Genomic DNA, 17163 nt, shown 5'->3' on the forward strand with positions numbered 1-17163 from the left:
CCCCGTTTGCCTTACATCAAGTCGAGCGATCGGCACGCTTTGAATAGTAAACTTACCGGGCCGCTCCCTGCGCCACCTGAATCTCATGCCGCTCGGCACCGACGAGCACCGAAATTGTATAGACCTTGCTGCCGTCTGTGCTGACGAGCGGCGCGATATGGAGCTGTCCCCCGTACCATTCACCCGGCATCAGCGTATTGTCTTTGATGACTGACCGCTCGAGCACAGCAAGATTGCGCTGACCGGTTTCGATGGTGGCAGAGATCATCTCTGCATTTTGTGCGCTCGCATTGGATTGCGCGATGTAAGCCGCGGTCGGACTATAACCCGTCGTACTCACCTGATAGGTGCCGCTCGGCGTGTAAACTGTCGAATTGGAATTGTAATAGCCGGCTCTCGACGCATTGTACGAGTTCGCCCCGGCGGCAAGGCCGGTGGCTACTGCCGCAAAGACTTGCCGCGTCTTTTCTTCCTGAACGAGCTTCTCGTAAGTAATGACTTCCAGTCGCGCAACATCGCCATTGACGACCTGCGTCACCTGCACGCCCGACACGAGGAAGTTCTGCGGCTGCTTCGACCGATTGTAGATGCCGAGGACGAAGACCGGGCGTCCGCCGACTTGAAATTGCCGCGCCGCAGGGCGTGCAATCACAATTGAGTTCTGTTTGGTCGAAACGAGCGCTGCTTGGCCATCTCGAATAATGGATTGCTGGTCGCGCTGAGCTTGGAATTGAACGGATTCACCCGTTACGCAGCCAGAACACAACGCGGCTATGAGAACCACGAATACAAAACGCATGGACGCCCCCACACCCAAGCACTCAGTTTTGCCGAAATCGGACGCCCCTGCAACTTTGAATCGCAACAACCGCAGGATGGGTTAAGACGCGATAGCGCTGTACTATCGGGATATTTGATCCCACGAAAATACGAGCATAGCCCGTAGGATGGGTTGAGTGCAGCGAAACCCATCGCTGTGGCAATGATCGTCGGCGGGTTTCGATTCGCTCAACCCACCCTACGCGCTGAGAGCGCGATATAGGCGCGCGCCGTCCCTCCTCGGAACCATCGTGCCATCACACCGTTGCTGTGCCGGCTGAAGCCTCATCACCTGAGCGCAACGCTGACCCATGAACGACGCCGGCCTCGCCGCCCTCTACCGCGATTACATCGCCTGCCTGAACCGGCAGGATTGGCCGGCGCTCGGCTCCTTCGTGCAGGACGACGTCGTGCACAACGGCCGGCGGCTCGGCCTGTCGGGCTATAGCGCGATGCTCGAGCAGAACTTCCGCGACATTCCCGACCTGCGCTTCGACGTTCAATTGCTGGTCGCCGATCCGCCTTGCGTGGCGAGCCGCCTCGCCTTCGACTGCACGCCGCGCGCGACCTTCATGGGCCTCGCCGTCAACGGCCGGCGCGTGTCGTTCGCCGAGAACGTGTTCTACCAATACCGGGACGGCAAGATCGCCGAGGTCTGGTCGGTCATCGACAAAGCGGCGATCGAGGCGCAGCTGCGGGCGCCGTGACCGTCTCACCTCGACCACGAAGCCGGCGCTTATCGCCGCGCACAGTCCGCAGGATGCGTTGAGCGCAGCGAAACCCATCGCTGCGACAAAGATCGTCGGTGGGTTTCGCTTCGCTCAACCCACCCTACAAGCGAACGTGGATGGCCGGGACACGGGCGTCATGCCCGTCTTCGACGGGCTATGCCCGGCCATGACGCGCGCGGCGCGCTTGCCTGCCCTCATGCTCGCCCCTCGCCCGCCGCTCATTTGCCTACATATGATTATTTTCTCAAATCCATCTTGCGCTCTTTTTCCCTCTATGCCTAAATTCCTCTACCTTGCTCGACGAGGGGCGTCTCCGGAGACGGTCCCAGAGGCGGAGCAACGGTGACGGGCGGCGCTGGAGATACGGCGCGGCCCGCATCGGGCCGGAACGGCGATTGAGCCGGAACGGCTGGGGCGGCGCCCGCGGGCGGGGCTCGTAACCCCGCACTCGGGAGGTCTCGGGACCCGTCCTGGGGGCATTACGACCCCTGCGCAGGGAGCCTGCTAGCAAGCCGCCGTTGCAAACACGTCCGCGGCCCAAGGCGCGACCAGGCGATGAGCCGAACTGGCGCCGCGGGAGCGACGACACCAAGGCCGTACAGGCCAACGTGTCGGGCGGACCGATGCAACGGCAGCGTGAAGCGCGGACCCGGGAACAGAAATCGCCGCAGCGGTGCGCCGAGAGGCGACGCGTCTGGCGCTCCAGACGCGCGCGCCCTGTCCGCCAAAGCCGCAGGGCCGCGGCGGACGACAGGCGTGGCTGGATACTGGCGCCTCTCGGCGCTCCGCCCCCTCGTATGTTTCGCCGGGGGCGGCCGAACGCAACCAAAACTCGGGCGCGCTCAGGCGCCGCGAGAACGATGGAGCTCGTCCTCATGTCTGAATCGATCGTCTACAGACCGACACTGTCGCCGCCGCGGCCGGAAAAGATCGAGATCCCGATCCACTTCCACCCGGGCGATAACGAAGCGACGCGCCAGGCGCGCCTCGCCTGGGCGCGCGAAGCCGCCGAAGAGCGGCGCAAACTCTTCGAAACCCGCAGCCAGCTGTTCACGGGCGTCGGGCTGTGGAAGGTGTGCGAGCACAAAGTCTGCCGCCGCAACAGGGCCTGCCGGGGCGACACCAACGAATGCATGATGAAGCGCTGGCGCCGCTATATCTCCGACGAAGACCGGATCTACCTGGCCAAGGTGTGCCACTTCGCCGCCCACGAAGGCATGACGATGGCACAGGCGATCGCCGCGGCCGATGCCGACCTCAAAGAGCGCGAGGAGATCGCGGCGCGGTCACGCCGCCAGCCCTAGCTGAACTTCCGGCGCGCATCGAGGCCGAGGCCCTTGCCGACGGCGCCGAACACGTCGCCGCTGGTGATGGCCGCCTAAGCGAACATCGCGCGCACCAGCGCCTGCACCGGCAGCGCCATCGAGCTGCCGCCGGTCAGGAACACGGTGTTGATCTTGTCCGGCGACAGCCCCGCGTCGGCCACGGTGGCGCCGATGCAGGTCTCGATCCGCGTCAGCAGTTCGGCGATCGACGCAACGAAGGCGTCGCGGCCGACCGAGACGGCAAAGCCGCTCTCGACATAGCCGAGATCGAGCCTCGCGGCGGTCTCGCTGCTCAGCGCGATCTTCGCGCGCTCGATGTCGCTGATCAGGCGATGGCCCGAGCGGCTCTCGATCACCGACAGCAGGCGGTCGAGCAGCGCCGGCGATTGCGCTTCCTTGCGCAGCGCGCGCAGCATGGTCAGCACTTTATGCTCGTAGACCGCATTGATGTTCGACCACGTCGACAGGTCCCAATAGATCGCCTTCGGCATCTCCAGCTTCTTGCTGCCGTAGAGCGAGCCGCGGCCGAAGTGCGGCATGACCTGCCCGGTCGACAGCTGCCGGTCGAAGTCGGTGCCGCCGACGCGGATGCCGCGGTTGGCGAGGATGTCGGCGGCGCGATCCGCCTGTCTGATGCGCTCCGGCGACACCCGCACGATCGAGAAGTCGGACGTGCCGCCGCCGATATCGACGATCAGCACCACCTGCTCGCCTGTGGTCGACGTCTCGTATTCGAGCGCGGCGGCGATCGGCTCGAATTGAAATTCGATGTTCTTGAAGCCGATCTTGCGCGCGGCTTGCTCGAGATCGCTTTGCGCCTGGCGGTCGGCCTCGGGCGCGTTCTCGATGAACTGCACGGGCCGGCCGAGCACGACGCTGTCGAGGTCGCGATCGGCCTCGGCTTCGGCCTTGCGCTTCAGATGCTGCAGGAACAGGCCGAGGATGTCGGCCAGCGTCGCGTAGCGTTTGCCGATCTTGGTCTTCTCGTGAAAGATCGGACGGCCGATCACGCTCTTGAGCGCGCGCATGAAGCGGCCGCTCTCGCCGGCCATGTAATCGCGGATCGCTTCGCGGCCGAAGGCAGGATGCCCGGTCGCGAAATTGAAGAACATGGCGCTCGGGATCGTGTCGTCGCTGTTCTCGACGGCGGCGAGGAAATGCGCCCGCTCCGTCGCCAGGCACACCGTCGAGTTGGAGGTGCCGAAATCGATACCGCAGCAATAATTTTCAACGTCGCTTTGCATTTCCACCAACTACTTCCGCCGCCGCGCGGCCCATTCAAACGATTCTCACCGGCGGCGATAGAGCGTCGGACGCGCAAAGGCCGCGCTCGGCATCCGGCTTGTCGGCGCAGGCGCATGGCGGAGCGGCCGGCACAACCGCCGCATCGGCAGCGCCGCGCAAAACCTAGGCACTGGGAACTTTTCTACGCCCCGCGCGTTGTTGATGCGTGGAATGGCAGGGGGCACCACGTATGCCGATCTCGCGGAATGTTTTGTTCTTGCTCATTGGCGGCCTGATCGTCGCCGTCGCTGCGCTTGGTTACAAGGTCTATCAGGACCACAAGGAGCCGAAGGGCGTACAGCTCAACATCGGCCCGGCCGGCGTCTCGGTCGAAAAGAAGTAGTCGCAGAGCGTTACGCTTTCAACACGGCCCGCCTTTTGTGGCGGCAGCCGGCAAACCATGGAGATTCATGAGAGAGATCCAAACCACCGACGCCGCCCGCGCCAAGGCTGAAACCGCCTTCAAACGCAAGGAAGCCCAGGCGCGCGAAGGGGCCATCGCGATGAAGGAATACCTTGCCGCCCAGGTGGCGACGCGCGAGAGGATGGAGCGCCTGCGTGCGCTGCGTCTCAGCAAGGAAGCCGCCGAGGCCCAGGCCGCCGGCAAAAAAACCGCCGCCAAGGCCTGACGCGTCGCTCCGCCATCACACCCAGCGCTTGATTGGCCCGACCTGTTGGGTCGGGTGATCAAGCTCGACGACGGTCTCGTCGATGTAACACCAGCCCCAGCCTTCCGGCGGATCGTAGCCCTCGATGATCGGATGGCCGGTTGCCGCGAAGTGCTTGGTCGCGTGCTTGTTGGGCGATGAATCGCAGCAGCCGACATGGCCGCAGGTGCGACACAGGCGCAGGTGCACCCACCAGCTTCCGGTCTTGAGGCATTCCTCGCAGCCGCGAGCGCTCGGCGTCACGTCGTGGATGGCGTCGGTGTGCGTGCATTCAGTGGCCATGGTGTCGCTCCTTGCGCGACCACCATAGCAGAGGCGAAGACTACCTGCCTCTGCTCACGGTCATTGCCGGGCTCGACCCGGCAATCCATGACGCCGTGCAACGCGCAAGGCGGAAAGTGCGGCCCCTCATGCGTGGACAGCCATCATGGATGCCCGGGTTCAAGCCCGGGCCTGACGCTGTGCAGGTGGTATCTGCCAGCGCGCCTTTGCCCTCCCCTACAACGAAAAACGACCGTCTCACTTCCAACACGAAGCGGTCGTTGATGGCCGCCTGGGCGCGTTCTTTGGGGAGTGGCCGATGCGGCCGATCATCGCCGGCGTTGTGATAGGTCTGCTCGCGCTGGCGCCGATGGCGCAGGCCGCGAGCGATGCGGCGCCGGGCAAGCCTTCGGTACAGAAGACGAAGACGCATAAGCCCGCGCATAAGAGTGCGCATAAGAAGACGAGAAAGAAGCGGGTGTCGCGCCACTGGCACGGCTACGGCTTCCTGCCCGGCTATCGTCCGCCCGAGGTGATCGAACGCGAACGCGAGGAACGTTACTGGGCGAGCGGGCCGCATTGGTACGGTCCCGCCTGGCCGGGCTTCTATCGCGGCCGTTGGAACGGCGGCGGCTTTGGTCCCTGCTACACCTACACGCCGATCGGCTACATGTGGAATTGCGGCAAGTAAGCCGTCGCTTAAGCGCTCAGGTAAGCCACCCCGTGGGCTGTCTGTCGCACACATCGCTGCATCGGAATGATGCAATTTCGGCGCGCTTCCAGCCGTAAATTCGTGCAGCCGCGGCGATTGACGGCGCGCGACTTCTCCCACCACATTACGCGCCCCTGACATCGCAGGATCGTTTCATGATCGCACGTCGCCTCGCCTGTTCTCTCATCGTCACCGCGCTCTCGTTCACCGCCGCCGCCGCGCAAAGCTGGCCGGAGCGTCCGGTGACGATGATCGTGCCTTTCGCCGCCGGCAGCGCATCCGACACGGTCGGCCGCATCCTCGCCGCGCGCCTGGGCGATGTTCTGGGTCAGCAGGTCGTGATCGAGAACATGGGCGGCGCCGGCGGCACGATCGGCACCGGCCGCGCCGCGAGAGCCACGCCCGACGGCTATCAGTTCATCCTCGGCGGCATCGACACGTTCGCCATGAGCAAGGCGCTGTACAAGAAGCTGCCGTACGACCCGGTCGCGGATTTCGTGCCGGTCGCGCTCGTCGCCGAACAGCCGATCGTGCTGCTGGTGCGCAAGGATCTGCCGGCGAAGGACCTCAAGGAGTTCATCGCCTACGGCAAGGCCAATCCAGGCAAGCTGCAATACGGCTCGGCCGGCGTCGGCTCTGGCTCGCATCTTGCCTGCGCGCAATTGTTCGCCGCCGCCGGCATCGAGGGCGCGCATGTGCCCTATCGCGGCTCGGCCCCCGCCATGCAGGACGTCATCGCCGGCCGCCTCGACGGCATCTGCGCGCTCGGCGCCGCGGCGCTGCCGCAGATCACGAGCGGCACCGTGCGTCCGCTGGCCATCCTGAGCAAGGAGCGCTCGCCGCTGCTGCCCGATCTCGCCAGCGCCAGCGAACAGGGCCTGAAGGATTTCGACGCGCCGTTCTGGAGCGCCTTCTTCGTGCCGAAGGGCACGCCCGACGCGGTGGTGAAGAAGCTCAACGCCGCCGCGCTCGACTTGATGAACACGCCGTCGAGCGCCGAGGCATTGAAGAAAGTCGGCACCACCTTTGTCGCGGCTGACCGCCGGTCGCCGGAGTATCTGCAGAAGTTTCTCGACAGCGAAATCGCGAAATGGGCGGCGATCATCAAAGCGAGTGGCGTAACATTGGATTGAATTGATCGCGTTTCGTCATAGAGCTTACATCGCAGAGCCCTTTCCTCGCCGCATTACGCCGCTAGCAACGGCGCATGAACGCACCGATCCCCTGGAACTACGATCGTGGCGAAATGATCGCCGATGCGGTCGTTCACGTGCTCGGCAACGCACTGGCGATCGCCGGCGCGGCGGTATTGTTCGTCATCGCCGCGCACGGCACCTTCGTCGAATTCGCGGCGGTCGCGATTTATCTCGCCGGCTTCATGGCGATGTTCGGCTTTTCGGCGGCGTACAATCTGTGGCCGGTGTCGCCGGTCAAATGGTGGCTGCGCCGGCTCGACCACTCGGCGATCTATCTGCTGATCGCCTCCACCTATACCGCCTTCGTGCTGCCGCTCGGCGGTCTCACGCCGGTCATCGTGCTCACGGTGTTGTGGACGACCGCCCTCGCCGGCATCGCGCTCAAGCTGCTGTGGCCCGGCCGCTTCGACCGCGCCTCGATCGCGCTCTATCTCATCATGGGCTGGAGCGGGCTGTTCGTGCTCGGGCCGATCGCCGCGGCGCTGGCGCCGATGACATTGGCGCTCATCGTTGCCGGCGGCGTGCTCTACTCGGTCGGCGTTGTCTTCCACGTCTGGCGCGCGCTGCGCTTTCAGAACGCGATCTGGCACGGCTTCGTGCTGGCGGCGGCGCTCTGCCATTACACCGCGGTGCTCATCTCGCTCGAGGCCTAAGGCCTCTTGTCTCGCACGGCGCGGCCCGCTACCTGCTCGGCATGGCCTTCCCACTGACCGTCACCCAGACATTGACCGCCGCCGCCTCGCCGGAGGACCTGTGGCGCGCGTTCGAGGCGGTCGAGCAATGGCCGACCGCGATGCGGACCTTGGCGAAGGCAAAGCGCGAGCCGGCCGGTGCGCTCGCCGCCGGCAGCCTCATTCGCACCCGCGCTGTGCGCGGCAGCGACGCCGCCGACCGGGACTACCGCGTCGTCACGGTGGAGAAGCCGCGCTACCTGGTGCTGGCGGTCGAGGACGAGGAATACCGCGCCGTCACGCGCTACGAGATCGTGCCCCGCCGCCCCAACGACACCGACCTGCTCGTCACCGCCAGCTTGGACGCCGTCGGTCTGATGCAGAGCCTGCGGTTTTTGGCCTGGCGGGCGCGCATCGCGCCGGCGCTCAAGACCAACGCGCGCGAGCGCGCGCAGGGCCTTGTGGATCTCGCCGAGCGCTTCGCCGGCACGCCGGCCGCCACAACGCTTTCGTAACCATACGCACCCTAGCCTCGCGCGCATGAATTCATCCGCGCGCTCCTATCGCTACCGCGCTGCGCCGCGCCCGGCGCCGCCGCGGCGCCGCGGCTCGTATTTGCCGGGCTTGCTGATGCTCGCCGGCGTCTGCATCGTCGCGGCGACCTTTTCCGGCAAGCCCAAGCCTTCGCCCAAGCTGTCGGATGCCGGGCCTAACACGTTGACCGACGTGCGCGTGGTCGACGGCGACTCCCTGCGCAGCGCCGACCGCAACATCCGCCTCGTCGGTATCGACGCCCCCGAGCGCAACCAGACCTGCCGCGACGGCCGCAACCGCGACTGGGCCTGCGGCGCGGCGGCGGCGGCGCGCCTCACCGAACTGATTGGACGCGGCCCCGTCACTTGCACGCCGAAGGGTCACGACCGCTATGGTCGCACATTGGCGGTCTGCGCGGCGGGCGCCGTGGCCGATCTCGGGCAGGTCCTGGTGCGCGAAGGCTACGCCGTCAATTACAGCTTCGACGACGATGGCTACGCGGAGGCCGAACAGGAAGCGCGCATGAGCGGCCGCGGTCTTTGGCAGGGGGCATTCGAGCGGCCGCAAGATTGGCGCCGCCGTCACGCGCAGGCGGGATAGCCGGCGGTCAGTGAATGTAGCGCTCCGCCCAGATGAACAGGGCGTAGAGATGCTGCGGATAGATCGCGAAGTAAATGATCGCCGCAATAGGCGCGATCGGCAGGACCCAGTCTCGCATCGATACATCGCTCGCAGACATACAATGCGACGATCATGCATCCTCCGCGTGTAAAATAAGTTCCCGCGATGCCTACAGCTTATTGAAAACTCTAGTGAATTTGGATGCTATGGCCGCTGACAGCGGCTCCCGGCCGCACCTCAACCGTCACCGCCTCGCGGCATACGGTGCATGCGAAGCTGCGCAGCTCGGGATGGCCGAACGCCGCCGGCACCTTGCGGGCCAGCCGCATCGGGGCTCCGCAGCGCGGACACGTCGGCAAGGGTTGGGCTTCGCTCATGCGGGAGAAATGGCTGTATTCGCGAGTTCCAGCCAGTCCGGACTAACCCTTAAGTGCGGCCCCGCGCCGCGATCCGCGCACCGCCCGGGTCATTCCTTCTCGGTCGTGAAGTACAGCGGGAAACCGTTGGCACGGCCGAGCTCGGTCGCTTCCTTTGCCTTCGTCTCGGCAACGTCGCGCGTATAGACCGCGATGACACACGCGCCCTTCTGATGCGCCGTCAGCATCACGCGATAGGCTTGGCTCTCGTTCATGCGGAAGACCGCCTTCAGCACCTGCACGACGAACTCGCGCGGCGTGTAGTCGTCATTCAGGAGAATGACCTTCCACAGCGGCGGCCGCTGCACCTTCGGTTTGGTGCTGGTCTTGGGACGCGTCTTGACGCGAGGATCGCTCATCGCGGGCTCCGCTGCCGACGGCGGTCATTTTCACCGCCGCGGCCGGTTCCGGCAAGCGGTATCGGGCATGCCGGCAAGTCAGTCGTCAGGCCGGCTTGAAGTTCATCGCCACGCCATTGATGCAATAGCGCAGGCCCGTCGGCGGCGGGCCATCCGGAAAGACATGGCCGAGATGGCTGCCGCAACGGCTGCAATGCACTTCATCGCGGATCATGCCGTGGCTGAAATCGCGATCGCTTTCGACCGCGCCGGGCAACGGCTCGTTGAAGCTCGGCCAACCGGTGCCGCTCTCAAACTTGACCTGCGACTTGAACAGCGGCTGGCCGCAGCCCACACATTCGAACGTACCCGCGCGCTTCTCGAAGTTGAGCGCACAACTGCCGGGCATTTCGGTGCCGTGGCCGCGCATGATGCGATACTGCTCGGGCGTCAGCAGGCTGCGCCATTCTGCATCGGTGTGGGTAACGGGAAAGGTCTTGGTGGCTGTGGTCATGGTCATCCCAATTAAAAGGCGCTGGAGACTGCCCCTCATATAAGATGGTGTTCGCGTAGGGCCAAGTGGCCCACCGCGGGCCACACCTGGTCGCCGATGACAAAGATCAAGGCCGGGACAACGCCGTTCGACAGTCTGCTCGCGGGAACGCCAGCCCCGCTCACTCCGTTTTCGCTCATCATGGGCCATCCGCCAGAGGTGCTTCGATGCTCGATTTTCCCGTTGCTCCCCCGATCGTCGTCAAGGACACGCCGCATAACCGCAAGCTCACGACGCTGAACGAGGCACGCGTCTTCGTCGACGAGATGCTGCATCAACGGCGGCTCTCGACGCTGCGCGAGATCAAAGCGCGGCTCGACGACGCGAGGGACGAAGAAACGGCGATCGAAGCGATCGGGGCGTTGCGCGAATTGCTGGCCGACGAAGACCTGATCGGCTAACGGAACGCACGCCTCTCCTAGGAAAATTCGGTCGCTGCATAATGCGGCGTCGCGTCGCATTAGCTTCACGGCCGTGACGTAAATTACGTCAGCGCTCCTGCTTCATCGTCGGGACAATGCCGCTACAGTCGGCGCGAAACGACGGGAGGGGGGCCAAGAAAATCCGAGGAGGAGGCCCCGATGGAACTGCTGCGAAATTTTGAACGATTTGCGCGCTCGCGACCCGTGATCGAATGCGCGCAATGCGGCGATCGAATTTACATTCCGGAATGGTCGGAGAGCCTCGATGGTGGTCGCGTTCGCCATCTTTGGAAGTGCGAGGCCTGCGGCTACGCCTTCGAAACCACCGTATGCTTTGAAGCAGAAGTGGCGGCGTGAACCGGCGGTCAACGCGCCACGATCACGCCAGCAAGCGATGAAGAGCCGGCCAAGCGCACGCACCCTCGCCCACATAATGATGCTGCGGTGACGAAGCGCTGGCCGGCTTTTGATGCCGGCTGTCAGCGAGCCGACACAAACGCGGAACTTACCTTCCGTCCTTTGCATTGTGTCTCCAGGTAATTTTTCACATCTGGAGGAAAAGCCATGGCAAAGACAGCGCGACGGAACGCAAGCTGGCAGCGTCCCGGCTCGCCCATCGGCCGCAAGGGGCCGCGCAAAGCTCACCCCCGTTACACGCGCAACAACAACAAGACCTGGAGCAGCGGCGACGTGCGGACGCTGCGCCAGCTCGCGCGTCAGAACACGCCGACCCGCGTCATCGGCCTCAAGCTCGGCCGCACGGAAACGTCGGTGCGCGGCAAGGCGCAGCGCGAAGGCATTTCGCTCAAGCCGACGAACCGCTCGCCTTATACGCGCCGCCGTCGCAGCAGCCGCTAGCTATCGTCGGCCGGTTCGCTCGGACGCGACGTTCACGCGGTTGTGCGCGGAACGTCGCGTTCGCTTTGGCTATGATGGCGGCATGGTTGATCGCCGCACCGTATTGGGCGCCATTGCCCTCGCCCTGACGTCGCGCCTGGCGCGAGGGACCGAGATGAGCCGCATCTCGGCCTATGCTTTCACCTTCCCCGGCCTCAATGGCGACGACATCCTGCTCTCGTCCTACGCCGGCCGGCCGATCTTGGTGGTGAACACCGCCTCGCTGTGCGGCTACACCCCCCAATATGCGGGCCTCGAAACGCTCTGGACGCGTTACCGCGACAAAGGACTGATGGTGCTCGGCGTGCCGTCGAACGACTTCGGCAACCAGGAGCCAGGCGGCGCGGCCGACATCCTCAAGACCGCGCACGACAGCTACCATGTCACCTTCCCGCTCACCGCCAAGGTGACGGTAAAGGGCGCGGGCGCTCACCCCTTCTACCGCTGGGCGGCGCAAGAGCGGCCCTTGGAAGCGCCGCGCTGGAATTTCCACAAGTATCTTGTCGGACGCGACGGTCAGTTGCGCGGCGGCTATGCCTCGGCGATGGAGCCGAACGATCCGCGCATCATCAGCGCGATCGAGCAGGAAGTGCTTGCCGGCTGAGCCCAAGCGGCCCGCTTTGGACCCCACCCCGACATTCACTGTCAGCACGCAACGGTCGGCACACAACTGTCAGCACGCGCCTTGACGAATCACCCGGCGCGTGTCGCACTGAACGCGACATTCGGTCACGCGGGCCGGCGGCGTTGGAATGCCGACCCGTAACGGAGGTTCCTCCCGCGTGGCGTAATAACTAGGGCGGCCACAAGGGCCGCCCTTTTTCCGTTCAGCGCTGCGCACAGCTCAGTAGCAATAATCCCGTGACACGCGGTGATAGCTGCCGTCACGGTATTTGCGCCAGCAACGCCCCTGGTACCAGTAGTAACGGCCGCGCGGCTCCATCTGGGAGCCGATGGCGGCGCCGGCGGCCGCGCCGATGATGCCGCCGGCGACAGCGCCGCCAGCCTTGCCGGTCGCAGCGCCGCCGACGATCGCGCCGATACCGCCGCCAATGATCGCGCCGCCGAGCGTATTGTCCTGCGCCGCAGCCGGCCGCAGCGACGCCGTACCCGCCAGCGCCAGCACGGCCGCAATCGCCAAAGTCCGTTTCATGGGTCCATCCTCCGTCACCCTCTCGATGGGAACCTTCTAAGGGGGTTGCCCGCCGCGATCAAATGCGCCGCCGGAGGGCCGCTCAGGCCGCTTCCTTCGCGGCGGCGGCCTCCGCCGTCTCGAGCGGCTCGATCGCCTCGACGAGTTGCAGGAAGGCGCTGCCCGGCAGCGGCGGCGCGAACACGTAGCCTTGCGCCGAGCGGATGCCGAGCTCGCGCAGCAGCGTCACCTGTTCGAAATTCTCGACGCCCTCGGCCACCACGTCCATGCGCATGTTGTGCGCCAGGTCGACGAGCGTCTCGACGATCGTCATCGAGTTGCGGTCCGTGCCGATGGCATCGACGAACATCTTGTCGATCTTGATGATGTCGACGCCGAGCTTGAGCATGTACGAGAGGCCGCTATGGCCGGTGCCGACGTCGTCGATGGCGATGCGCACGCCGAGCCCCTGTAACGCCGCGATGATCTGGCGCGTCTCGGTGAAGTTCTCGATCGGGTCCCGCTCGGTGACCTCGAGCACGACCTGCGACAGCTTGATCGGCGAATTGGCGAAGATGTTGCGCACGTCCTTGACGATGGTCTCGTCGCTGAAGAGCTTGCCGGCGAAGTTGAACGAGATCTTCAACCCCGGCCGCAAGCCGAGCGAGGCTCCCGCCTCGGCGCAAACGCGGCGCATCAGATCGCGCGTCATATCGCGGATGAGGCCGCTCGATTCCGCCAGTGGGATAAAGGAGCCTGGGAAGACCAGCGAGCCGTCCGGCTTGCGCCAGCGGACCAGGACCTCGGCGCCGCGCAATTGCCCCGAGCGAATGTCCACGATCGGCTGATAGTACGGAACGAGCTCTCCCGCCGCGAGCGCGCGCTTGAGATCGGAGACCGGATCGTTCTCGCGCCGCCGCGGCAGCAGCAGCCAGAAAGCGCCGAGAACCACCGCGATCGCCATCGCGACATAAATGCCGAACCACTTCAAATCGCTGCCAGTGGTCATCAGCCCGCTGAGCGGCGCGACGATATCGGCGTTGAAACCGAACTGGGCGGATTTGTAGTGGACGCTCTCAGTTGCAACACCGGCCGGCAATCGCTTTCCCGCATAGCCGATGATGTTGCCGCCGCCGGTTCTGACCTCGCCATAGGCTTCGAATTGAGTGCCCTGATGGCTCACCTGCGGCATCAGCTGCGCAACCGGCAGCAACGCGGCGATGCTGGAGCCATCGCCGCCGATAGGACGGCGCAGCCGCACCATGCGCCCGCCGTTGTCGAGGCGCACGATCTCGAGCAGGTATCCGCCATTCGCCGGCAGCGGTTCGCTCGACAATATCTCGCTCTTGCCGAGCGGCAGATCGAGATGCGTACAGAGCGTCTGCCCGGTCGGCGAAAGGATCTCCATCTCCTTGACCGGCATGGTCGCGAAGACGGCTTGGCGCATCATCTGAATATGCTGCGGCGAACAGGAAGCGACGCCGTCGGCAGCGAGGCGGTCAAGCGCCGTAATCGCTTGAGCCACGCGAACCTCCGCGAGCCCGATCGCGCGCTTGGCCGACCCGCTCAGCTCATTCTGGACCTGACGGTCGATGATCGCCTCGATCCAAAGGTCAAAAACGACCAATGGTGCGCCCGCGAGCAAAACACCGACAACGATCGCAGCTACAGTCCGGCGCGCAAACATGCGCTTCAACTTCACCATCCGGCTTTAGAGCCGTCGCCCCCTCCCGGTGCCGGAGTAGTGAGCCACGCCGCTGTAAAGGCTCAATTAATTCAAGGCCCCGCCGTATGCGTTTACCTCTCGCGAGGGAACTTCGAACGCTGGGATGGTTAGCAAATTGCTAATGTCGCCGGCCGCAATGTCGGACGATCGGTCAAGAGGCCACGAGATCGGCGATAAACTGCGGCAACGCAAAAGCGCCGATCTGCACCGCAGGCGTCCAGTAGCGCGTCTTGAAGCGGCCGGCCTTGGCATAACGGGCGGCGACGATCTTCTCGGGCTGGCGCCGCAGTGTCTTGTCGTCGCTGGCAAAGCCCATCGCCATAAGCCCGCCGACATAGGTCGGCACCGCCGCCGTGTAGCAGGTGCCGTCTTTGAACAGGGCGCGGAAATGCCGGAGGCTCTTCTTGAGCTCGGCCGCCTGCAGGAACGGCACGCCGTTCTGCGTCACCAGCACGCCGCCTTTTTTGAGGCAACGCTTGCAGCCGGCGTAGAACTTCTTCGTGAACAGCACCGCGCCGGGGCCTTGCGGGTCGGTGGAGTCGACGATGATGACGTCGAAGCGGCGCTCGGTTTCCGCAACGAACTTGGCACCGTCGTCGATGACGCTCTCGAAGCGCTTGTCGGCGAACACCGGCCTGGTGAACTCGGGATAATGCTCCTTGGCGAATGCGACGACCGAGGCGTCGATCTCGACCTGGGTCAGGCGCTTGACGGTCTTGTGCTTGAGCACTTCCTCGGCGATGCCGCAGTCGCCGCCGCCGACGATGAGCACGTCCTTCGCCGCGCCATGCGCGAACAGCGGCACGTGGCTCATCATCTCCTGATAGACGTATTCGTCGCGGCTGGTGATCTGCATCGCGCCGTCGAGCATCAGCATCTTGCCGAAGAACTTGTGCTTGAACAGCACGAGATCCTGATGGGCGGTCTTCTGCTCGTACAGCACGCACTCGACCTCGTAGCTCATGCGAAAGCCGAGCTCGTCGAACAGCGTTTCGGATATCCAGCGCTTCTTGACCATGGTGTGCCGCCCCGTCGCCCGGATGAGCGCCGCGAATGCCGGGAATGCCACCCCGGACTCCACGTACGCCGTTCGAGTTTACACGTCCGGATTCCGATCGTCGCCGTGCGCGACGTCCGCAATGACCTCAGGTCGCGCCCTGCCCGCGCAACAACTCGCTGACGGCGATGTTCTTCGGCGCGAACGCCGCGCGCAGCACCGGCACGCACGCATCCGGCACGGCGTCGCCGCACATGAAGATATCGAGCGCGGCGTAGCCATGCTCGGGCCAGGAGTGGATCGAGATGTGACTCTCGGCCAGCACCGCCACACCGGAAACGCCGCCGTTCGGCTCGAAGTGATGCAAGTGGATATGCAGCAGCGTCGCGCCGGCAGCATCCACACAGGCGCGCAACGTCTCTTCGATATGCGCGATGTCGTCGAGCCGCTCAGCCTGATAGAGATCGACAATAAGGTGCGCGCCGGCGCAGCGCACGCCGTTCTTCACCACGAAATGATCATCGCGCGCCTCGAGCGAGGCCGCGTTCGTTTTTTCTTTTTCACGGGTGGTACCTGGAGTCCCCAAGCCCTTCCCCGATCGAAAGAGGGCGTTGTGCGACATGCCGCTCTCCCCAACCAGAGATCGAACCCGAGAGACCGGCGTGCCGGCTCGCGGAGGTGATTATGCCGCTATCAGCGAACCGTGGTCGCGGTATCAAGCAGCAAGTCCCCACATAAGGGCTGCGTCCCAGGGGATCAAGAAAAACTTTCCCCGGCGGCTTCGTGTCGCGCAACGCAAATGTCGTTGCACGCGTGAATATGACCATATCGTGTCACTGGGCCGCACCTCGCGTGGCCTTGACTCGGCAGGACGTACAATGCGCGCTAAGGTCCGCCGGAATCGCGCCGCTCGGCGCATGCAGGAGCACACGCATGAGTTTCTTTCCGGGTCAGGACCCAGAAGCCGGCAACGCCTTTCAATGCGATGCCATCGCGCACGTGATCGTGCCGCGCAGCGCCGATCTCGGCGACGAATTCTATGTGCGGCGTGCGCTGCCGTCGGTGAAGACGCGCATGGTCGGGCCTTTCATCTTCTTCGATCATTTCGGTCCGGCTGAATTCCGCGTCGGCCAGGGCCTCGACGTGCGGCCGCATCCGCACATCGGCTTGGCCACCGTCAGCTATCTGTTCGACGGCGAGATCATGCACCGCGATTCACTCGGCACCGAGGTGCCGATCCGGCCCGGCGAGATCAACCTGATGACCGCCGGCCGCGGCATCGTGCATTCCGAACGCACGCGTTCCGAATTGCGCACGACCGGCAGCCCGATCCATGGTTTGCAGATGTGGGTCGCCCTGCCCGCGGCGCACGAGGAGATGGCGCCGGCTTTCGCGCATCACGAGGTCGACGAATTCCCGATGGTGCGCGACGACGACATGTTCGGCCGCGTCGTCATCGGCTCGCTCTACGGCAAGACGTCGCCGGTGAAGACGACGCATGAGACGATGTTCGCAAACATCGCCATGCGGCCGGGCGCGAGTCTGCCGATCGACGCCGATCACGAGGAGCGTGCGCTCTATCTCGTCGACGGCACGATCGATATCGCCGGCGACACGTTCGAGCCGGGACGGCTGTTGGTGTTCAAGCCGGGCGACAAGATCACGGTGAAGGCGGTCACCGACGCGCAGTTCGTCATCCTCGGGGGCGCGACGATGGATGGACCGCGCCACATCTGGTGGAATTTCGTGTCGTCGCGCAAGGACCGGATCGAACAGGCGAAGGCCGATTGGAAGGCCGGACACTTCGACAAGGTGCCGGGCGACGAGATCGAGTTCATCCCGCTGCCGGAAAAGTGAGCC

The 17163-nt window shown here is 64.7% G+C and carries 24 protein-coding genes; 15 read left to right on the forward strand and 9 right to left on the reverse strand.

Going from position 1 to position 17163, the window contains the following annotated elements:
* Positions 1-52: 52 nt before the first annotated feature.
* Positions 53-799, reverse strand: a complete 747-nt coding sequence (locus DW352_RS07990; protein ID WP_162826847.1) for a hypothetical protein — start codon at positions 797-799, stop codon at positions 53-55.
* 331 nt (positions 800-1130) lie between these two features.
* On the opposite strand from DW352_RS07990, the gene DW352_RS07995 reads away from it, so the two are divergent.
* Both DW352_RS07995 and DW352_RS08000 read left to right on the forward strand, forming a co-directional pair.
* Entirely contained in the window at positions 1131-1526 is a 396-nt protein-coding gene (locus tag DW352_RS07995; protein ID WP_115690132.1) for an ester cyclase, read from the forward strand.
* An 884-nt stretch (positions 1527-2410) separates the two neighbouring features.
* Positions 2411-2854, forward strand: a complete 444-nt coding sequence (locus tag DW352_RS08000) for a hypothetical protein (RefSeq protein WP_115690134.1) — start codon at positions 2411-2413, stop codon at positions 2852-2854.
* 74 nt (positions 2855-2928) lie between these two features.
* Here DW352_RS08000 and DW352_RS08005 read toward each other — a convergent pair whose 3' ends face one another.
* Entirely contained in the window at positions 2929-4119 is a 1191-nt protein-coding gene (locus tag DW352_RS08005; protein WP_245434360.1) for an Hsp70 family protein, read from the reverse strand.
* Positions 4120-4349: 230 nt separating this feature from the next.
* Between DW352_RS08005 and DW352_RS27050 the strand changes: the two genes are divergently transcribed.
* Together DW352_RS27050 and DW352_RS08010 are read left to right on the forward strand one after the other, a co-directional pair.
* On the forward strand, positions 4350-4502 hold the full coding sequence (locus DW352_RS27050; protein WP_170153517.1) for a hypothetical protein: 153 nt from the start codon (positions 4350-4352) through the stop codon (positions 4500-4502).
* A gap of 67 nt (positions 4503-4569) precedes the next feature.
* A complete protein-coding gene (locus DW352_RS08010; RefSeq protein ID WP_115690136.1) occupies positions 4570-4788 on the forward strand; it encodes a hypothetical protein in 219 nt (72 codons plus the stop codon).
* A gap of 15 nt (positions 4789-4803) precedes the next feature.
* On the opposite strand, the gene DW352_RS08015 is transcribed toward DW352_RS08010, so the two are convergent.
* Positions 4804-5109, reverse strand: coding sequence for a UBP-type zinc finger domain-containing protein (locus DW352_RS08015; RefSeq protein ID WP_115690138.1), 306 nt, complete (start codon positions 5107-5109; stop codon positions 4804-4806).
* A 298-nt stretch (positions 5110-5407) separates the two neighbouring features.
* On the opposite strand from DW352_RS08015, the gene DW352_RS08020 reads away from it, so the two are divergent.
* The 5 genes from DW352_RS08020 to DW352_RS08040 all read left to right on the forward strand — a co-directional run bounded on the left by DW352_RS08020 (position 5408) and on the right by DW352_RS08040 (position 8801).
* Positions 5408-5779 carry a hypothetical protein gene (locus DW352_RS08020; protein WP_115690140.1) on the forward strand — a complete coding sequence of 124 codons (372 nt, stop codon included), beginning with the start codon at positions 5408-5410 and terminating at the stop codon, positions 5777-5779.
* Positions 5780-5955: 176 nt separating this feature from the next.
* Complete coding sequence (locus DW352_RS08025) at positions 5956-6933, forward strand: Bug family tripartite tricarboxylate transporter substrate binding protein (RefSeq protein ID WP_115690142.1); 978 nt, start codon at positions 5956-5958, stop codon at positions 6931-6933.
* A 74-nt stretch (positions 6934-7007) separates the two neighbouring features.
* On the forward strand, positions 7008-7649 hold the full coding sequence (trhA, locus tag DW352_RS08030; protein WP_115690144.1) for a PAQR family membrane homeostasis protein TrhA: 642 nt from the start codon (positions 7008-7010) through the stop codon (positions 7647-7649).
* A gap of 41 nt (positions 7650-7690) precedes the next feature.
* Complete coding sequence (locus DW352_RS08035) at positions 7691-8182, forward strand: SRPBCC family protein (RefSeq protein WP_115690146.1); 492 nt, start codon at positions 7691-7693, stop codon at positions 8180-8182.
* A 25-nt stretch (positions 8183-8207) separates the two neighbouring features.
* Positions 8208-8801, forward strand: coding sequence for a thermonuclease family protein (locus tag DW352_RS08040; RefSeq protein WP_115690148.1), 594 nt, complete (start codon positions 8208-8210; stop codon positions 8799-8801).
* 487 nt (positions 8802-9288) lie between these two features.
* Here DW352_RS08040 and clpS read toward each other — a convergent pair whose 3' ends face one another.
* Both clpS and msrB read right to left on the reverse strand, forming a co-directional pair.
* Positions 9289-9597 carry an ATP-dependent Clp protease adapter ClpS gene (clpS, locus tag DW352_RS08050; RefSeq protein WP_115690152.1) on the reverse strand — a complete coding sequence of 103 codons (309 nt, stop codon included), beginning with the start codon at positions 9595-9597 and terminating at the stop codon, positions 9289-9291.
* A gap of 85 nt (positions 9598-9682) precedes the next feature.
* On the reverse strand, positions 9683-10090 hold the full coding sequence (msrB, locus tag DW352_RS08055; RefSeq protein WP_115694299.1) for a peptide-methionine (R)-S-oxide reductase MsrB: 408 nt from the start codon (positions 10088-10090) through the stop codon (positions 9683-9685).
* 206 nt (positions 10091-10296) lie between these two features.
* Here msrB and DW352_RS08060 point away from each other — a divergent pair, with 206 nt between their 5' ends.
* From DW352_RS08060 to DW352_RS08075, 4 genes are all read left to right on the forward strand, one after another.
* A complete protein-coding gene (locus tag DW352_RS08060) occupies positions 10297-10530 on the forward strand; it encodes a hypothetical protein (protein ID WP_115690154.1) in 234 nt (77 codons plus the stop codon).
* Positions 10531-10710: 180 nt separating this feature from the next.
* Entirely contained in the window at positions 10711-10908 is a 198-nt protein-coding gene (locus tag DW352_RS08065; protein ID WP_115690156.1) for a hypothetical protein, read from the forward strand.
* Positions 10909-11115: 207 nt separating this feature from the next.
* On the forward strand, positions 11116-11409 hold the full coding sequence (locus tag DW352_RS08070; protein ID WP_245434361.1) for a hypothetical protein: 294 nt from the start codon (positions 11116-11118) through the stop codon (positions 11407-11409).
* Positions 11410-11491: 82 nt separating this feature from the next.
* Entirely contained in the window at positions 11492-12052 is a 561-nt protein-coding gene (locus DW352_RS08075; protein WP_115690158.1) for a glutathione peroxidase, read from the forward strand.
* A 240-nt stretch (positions 12053-12292) separates the two neighbouring features.
* Here the strand turns inward: DW352_RS08075 and DW352_RS08080 are convergent, their stop codons facing one another.
* Together DW352_RS08080 and DW352_RS08085 are read right to left on the reverse strand one after the other, a co-directional pair.
* Complete coding sequence (locus tag DW352_RS08080; RefSeq protein WP_115690160.1) at positions 12293-12601, reverse strand: glycine zipper domain-containing protein; 309 nt, start codon at positions 12599-12601, stop codon at positions 12293-12295.
* An 82-nt stretch (positions 12602-12683) separates the two neighbouring features.
* Positions 12684-14030, reverse strand: coding sequence for an EAL domain-containing protein (locus tag DW352_RS08085; protein WP_425374638.1), 1347 nt, complete (start codon positions 14028-14030; stop codon positions 12684-12686).
* On the opposite strand from DW352_RS08085, the gene DW352_RS27300 reads away from it, so the two are divergent.
* Entirely contained in the window at positions 14019-14417 is a 399-nt protein-coding gene (locus DW352_RS27300; protein WP_245434523.1) for a hypothetical protein, read from the forward strand. The genes DW352_RS08085 and DW352_RS27300 overlap by 12 nt on opposite strands.
* A 40-nt stretch (positions 14418-14457) precedes the next feature.
* Here DW352_RS27300 and speE read toward each other — a convergent pair whose 3' ends face one another.
* Both speE and speD read right to left on the reverse strand, forming a co-directional pair.
* A complete protein-coding gene (gene speE, locus DW352_RS08090; protein ID WP_342634898.1) occupies positions 14458-15375 on the reverse strand; it encodes a polyamine aminopropyltransferase in 918 nt (305 codons plus the stop codon).
* 76 nt (positions 15376-15451) lie between these two features.
* Complete coding sequence (gene speD / locus DW352_RS08095; protein WP_115690164.1) at positions 15452-15925, reverse strand: adenosylmethionine decarboxylase; 474 nt, start codon at positions 15923-15925, stop codon at positions 15452-15454.
* Positions 15926-16236: 311 nt separating this feature from the next.
* Here speD and DW352_RS08100 point away from each other — a divergent pair, with 311 nt between their 5' ends.
* On the forward strand, positions 16237-17160 hold the full coding sequence (locus tag DW352_RS08100; protein WP_115690166.1) for a pirin family protein: 924 nt from the start codon (positions 16237-16239) through the stop codon (positions 17158-17160).
* The last annotated feature ends 3 nt before the right edge of the window (positions 17161-17163 follow it).

The sequence above is a fragment of the Pseudolabrys taiwanensis genome (genome assembly GCF_003367395.1).
Classification (GTDB): Bacteria; Pseudomonadota; Alphaproteobacteria; order Rhizobiales; family Xanthobacteraceae; genus Pseudolabrys; species Pseudolabrys taiwanensis.